Here is a 4,878-nt window from a genome sequence, read left to right as displayed (position 1 = left end):
GGTCACAAAGACGTTGCCACAGGACGTGGCGTTTTTAGTCTTTGATCTTAAGTTCCAAAAATTACCTTTGAAAATCTGTGGCATCCGCCGGGGGCTTTAACTTTATTCAGCCGGGGTTTGAACCCCTGCTGAATAAAGTTAAAATCGTAAAAATTATACTTCATTGAAATGCTTACTAAATCCCCTTTTAAACAATGTAAAATTAGCAATATATATTAATAGTTTAGAAGGTATCGGGTTTAGTCCTCGGAATCAACATACGGAATGGTCAATGGTCCTAATGGTAGTACAGCAACAGACATGTCCTTTCCATACTTTTCTTTAAGGTGCTCTAACGTTTCTTCAATATTAGTTGTTGGCTTCAGCATCGCCTGTGTCACTTGTTCGTTTGTTAGTAATGAATATACATACACATCTGCCCATACTTGGATGACAGCCTGCTTTTGCACTTGCCACTGGTCAAATGTTTTAAATTCGGGATTATTGATCATGTCTAAGATTTCTTGTGGCGATTTGGCCATCTTTAATATGTCCGCATAATTCCCATGGCTTGGAAGACCATCTGAACATTCAGAAGCAACAATAATCGTTCCGCCTTTTTTCACAATTTTATGAGCTGCACTCATTCCTTTTACAGCCTGGTACAGATTCTGATCGAGTGGATAACCGGAATTTGATGTGATGACTACATCAAAACGCTGATCACATTTTGACATGGCATGCTCTTTTACATAGGCACAACCTTTGTCATGTGCAGCAATTAGTTCCCCAGCAAACACATTTGTAATCTGCTTATCACGGTTCAAGGTAACATTCAGCATAAAATGGGGTTTACACATCATGTTGATTTCCCTTGTCATATCCTGGAGAGGGTTATTGACCATATTTCCCCATGTCGATAACGGGTCGCCGATCATCCTTGCATTATGAAAGGTCATGATGGTCTCAATCCCTGCAATCCCTGGCATGATTCCCTTTGGTCCACCGGAAAATCCAGCAAAAAAGTGAGGCTCGATAAACCCCGTTACAATTCGAAAATCTGCTTCAACATATTCTTTATTTAAATAAACATCACAGCCAAATTGACTATGTCCTACTTTGACAAGCGTTTCTTTATCGTGACACTGATTATTAATGATGCGAATGTTATCAACTACCCATTGACCAAGCATTTGAACAAACTCTTCCTCGGTTTGGTCACGATGCGTTCCAGTTCCATTAATAATCACAAAATTTTCAAGCGGTACATGGCTTAATTCTTTAATTAAAGCTGGAACAAGTTTTTCATTAGGGGTTGGCCGTGTGATATCACTAATGACGATAGCTACCTTATCCGTTGCTTTCACCATTTCCGCTAAAGGAGGTGATCCAATTGGATTTTTAAGTGCCTCTTGTAAGGCATCCATCTCATTAGCTAGGCCTGAGGGATTTTGTGGTTCTAAAATGAGTGCATTATCCGGAACGTTAATCGTTAAATTCTCTTTTCCATATAACAAAGTTGTTTGCATTTTCTTCTCCTTTGTGAATCAATATTTCAATAAATAACCGCACCCCTAGCCTCTTAATCGACCAGGGGTGGAGTCTGTTTTTTACACCGGTACTCCAGGATCTTTTGGCGCCCCAGGATTTTCCAGCTTACCATCAATACCTTTACTTCTTTGGTACTTATCCATTAATATAACTGCAATTGGACAAAGAATGGCAGTTGTTAATGTGGATATTGAAATTTGCATCGTCGCCACGTTCGCAATATCCTGATAAGCTTGGGCTTCAGAAGCACTCATCATCCCAGAACCAGCGGCTACAGCTGCGGCCGCCGCAATTGCTGCCGGCGTACCTACTGCATTCCCCGCTGTAGATGCTTCAGCTACTGGGGCAATTTGACTCTTTTCTTTAAACAGCTTAAACACGAGAATACCGGTTAATCCGGTTAATACGACCGTCATAATCCCAAGAAGTAATCCCGCTCCAACAACGCTTGGGTTAAAGAATGTCATAAAGTTCATCCCAGCGCCAAGTGCAAACGCAAAGAATGGGACTGGCAAGATTTCTCCTGGAGCCAGAAATTCACGAATCTCAGGGTCAAGATTTCCGAGAAGCATTCCTATTCCAATCGGTAATAAAACAGCGATAAACGCAATAATTGGGAATTTAGAACCTAAAAGGCCTAATGACATTAACGTAAAAAATGGCCCATCATTCAATGATAGGACAGATACTGCACCGACATCTGACCTGTTTCCATATTGACCTGTCAAAGCAGCATACATACCACCATTTCCATTGGTCATTGCCGCAATAATTGCCATTGTCGATAAGCCAAGAAAGCCGTTCATTGGATCAAAAAAGTATCCGAATATTACTCCCACAGCAAGTCCAGTTAAATATTTTGATGTTGTCAGCAATACTCCTTTTTTCATAGCAACACCACCGACTCTAAGATTCATCTGACTACCCGCACAAAATAGGAATAATGCAATCAATGTAAATGCGCCAGTTTTAAATAATGCTTCTGAAAATCCACCAATACGTAAAAGCTCATAATGACCGTCAGCAGTTGGGGCAACCCCTAAAGATTTTAAAGCGTTCATAATTACTGGGATGTGCATTTGGTCCACAGTATTAAATAACGCCCCTAGCATCAAAGGTACAACCATCAATCCACCAGGTACTTTCTCAATTGTTTGCTTGATCTTCATTTCCATTTACCCCCTCTTTATTGAAAAAATAAGTACGGCTTACCTGCTCAGCTGTAAGTTCTAACAATTTTTTTGACTCCTTCATCGCTTCGTCTAAGCTGATTGGACGATTAATGATGCTAAAAACCCCGATGATCCCGTATTGATATAACGTTTGAATTCTTTCACCAATAGAGCCAGCAATAACAATAGTTGGGATGTTAAGTTCCTTTGCAGTTTGAGCCACCCCCATAGGCGTTTTTCCATATGCTGTTTGAAAATCTACCTGGCCTTCCCCCGTAATGACTAAATCAGCACCTTCTAGATTTTCTTTCAGCTTTGAATATTGAATAACGACATCGATCCCTCTTTTCATTGTCGATGGGAAAAATGCCTGAAAAGCTCCACCAATACCTCCGGCAGCTCCAGCACCCGGCATATCATGCAATCGGATACCAGTTAACTGTTCCACCACATTCCCCCAATGGGTAAGATTTTGATCGAGAATTTGAACCATTTCATCTGTCGCACCCTTTTGTGGCCCAAACACACGGGAGGCCCCGTTATCACCTATGAGTGGATTTTCCACATCTGAAGCAATTAAAAAATGACTTTCATAAATTCGTTTATCAAACTGGTCAATAAGGACTTCATGAATTTGATTTAATGCACCTCCACCAAAGCCTATTTTCTTTCCAGACTTATCTAGAATTTGCATACCTAGTGCCTGTAGCATTCCAACGCCACCATCATTTGTGGCCGATCCACCTATCGCTAATACGAAATTCCGATATCCATCGTCAAGTGCTCTCTTAATTAATTCCCCGGTTCCATACGTCGTTGCAGTTAATGGATCACGCTCAGAGCGACTAATTAAATCCAAGCCTGATGCATTTGCCATTTCTATAATGCATGTCTCATTATCACCTAGCACCCCGAAATACGCTTCAACCGGTCTACCAAGCGGACCTGTTACAGTCACTGGAACTTTATGTCCTTTCGTCGAAGAAACGAGATTCTCCATCGTTCCTTCTCCTCCATCTGCCACAGGTATTAAAATCGTTTCTGCATTCGGAAATGCATTTTTAATTCCCTTTTCAATTGATATGGCCGCTTCCATCGCGGTTACACTGCCCTTAAATGAATCGGGTGCAATTACAATCTTTACTTTGTCCCCCTCCTTATTGGAAAACGCTTACAATAACTTGTTTCTTTTATTATAATGTACTTGCTTCAAATCTTCTTTATATGTAGAATACAAATAATTATATAAATTCAGATAATTTTTTGTACTCAATAACCAAAAGGAGAATGAGATGATTACAAGGGAAATTGCTGAGATGTTAGTAAAAGAAACTTCGAAAGTTATGAACCTAAATATTAATATAATGAATAAAAAAGGGGTTATTATCGCAACAGGCGATCCTTCTCGTTTGGATTCAATCCATGAAGGTGCATTAGAAGTTGTTCAAACTGGAAAGGAACTAGAAATTTCATCTGAAAATCAAGGACAACTTCGTGGAACACAGCAAGGAATTAATTTACCGATTCAATTTCATGATGAGGTTGTTGGAGTCATCGGTATTACAGGGAAACCCGAAATAATAGGCGATCGTGGTGGCCTATTAAAAATGATGGCCGAGTTATTGATGAAGCAAGCTTACATGGCTTCCCAAACGGAATGGCGCCAAAGAACCAAAGAGACCATTATCGAAGAACTATTAAAGGAGAGTCCCAACACGATCAATATTGACCGCTGGCTCAGTTTATTAAACATGAAGCTTACTGGTCCCTTTGTCGTTTGCTTAATTGAGATCGTTGATTATTCCTTTTCGAGTCACTTGCTTATTAAAAACACTGAAGAAGTGATTGGGAAAGGAAAGGTGTTGGCGGGATTTGTTCACGGAAATAAATTGCTTCTGCTTTTAACCGAGATTTCTCACGAAGGAGCAAAAAAGAAGTTAACTTACCTTTGTAAAGAATTTGAAAAAATGAAGGTTCACGTTCGTTTAGGATTCTCTCCACTTATTCACCAACTTCTGCACGTTAACCAGGGGTATCGTGAATGTGAAATTGCCTTAGCCATCAGTAAACCACAACAAAAGATCATTTCTTATACAGACATTGAACCGGAGGCACTCGTTCATCAAATCGATCCAAAGCTAGCTGAACAGTTTTTAGAAAGAATACTAGGGAGCAA

The 4,878-nt window shown here is 40.1% G+C and carries 4 protein-coding genes; 1 reads left to right on the top strand and 3 read right to left on the bottom strand.

Annotated features, from left to right (window positions below; genetic code table 11):
* Positions 1-239 precede the first annotated feature (239 nt).
* The 3 genes from larA to V7147_RS19165 form a co-directional block, all read right to left on the bottom strand.
* Positions 240-1,508, bottom strand: a complete 1,269-nt coding sequence (larA, locus tag V7147_RS19175) for a nickel-dependent lactate racemase (RefSeq protein ID WP_335369433.1) — start codon at positions 1,506-1,508, stop codon at positions 240-242.
* Between the two features lie 81 nt (positions 1,509-1,589).
* Positions 1,590-2,699 (bottom strand): 2-keto-3-deoxygluconate permease, encoded by a 1,110-nt coding sequence (locus V7147_RS19170; RefSeq protein ID WP_335369432.1) that lies wholly within the window; start codon positions 2,697-2,699, stop codon positions 1,590-1,592.
* Positions 2,677-3,840, bottom strand: a complete 1,164-nt coding sequence (locus V7147_RS19165) for a glycerate kinase family protein (RefSeq protein WP_335369443.1) — start codon at positions 3,838-3,840, stop codon at positions 2,677-2,679. The genes V7147_RS19170 and V7147_RS19165 overlap by 23 nt, the downstream gene beginning before the upstream one ends.
* A 154-nt stretch (positions 3,841-3,994) precedes the next feature.
* On the opposite strand from V7147_RS19165, the gene V7147_RS19160 reads away from it, so the two are divergent.
* The coding region (locus V7147_RS19160) for a CdaR family transcriptional regulator (RefSeq protein WP_335369431.1) at positions 3,995-4,878 on the top strand (884 nt) is incomplete at its 3' end.

Source organism: Bacillus sp. JJ1521 (assembly GCF_036965165.1).
In the GTDB taxonomy this organism is placed as follows: domain Bacteria; phylum Bacillota; class Bacilli; order Bacillales; family Bacillaceae_L; genus Ferdinandcohnia.
Note: the sequence above shows the minus strand (reverse complement) of the source record. Positions and strands in the feature narration are given on the sequence as shown.

Excerpts from the sequence above, each read along its gene's own strand:
- larA (WP_335369433.1), bottom strand. The coding sequence starts at position 1,508 with ATGCAAACAACTTTGTTATATGGAAAAGAGAATTTAACGATTAACGTT.
- V7147_RS19170 (WP_335369432.1), bottom strand. The coding sequence starts at position 2,699 with ATGAAGATCAAGCAAACAATTGAGAAAGTACCTGGTGGATTGATGGTT.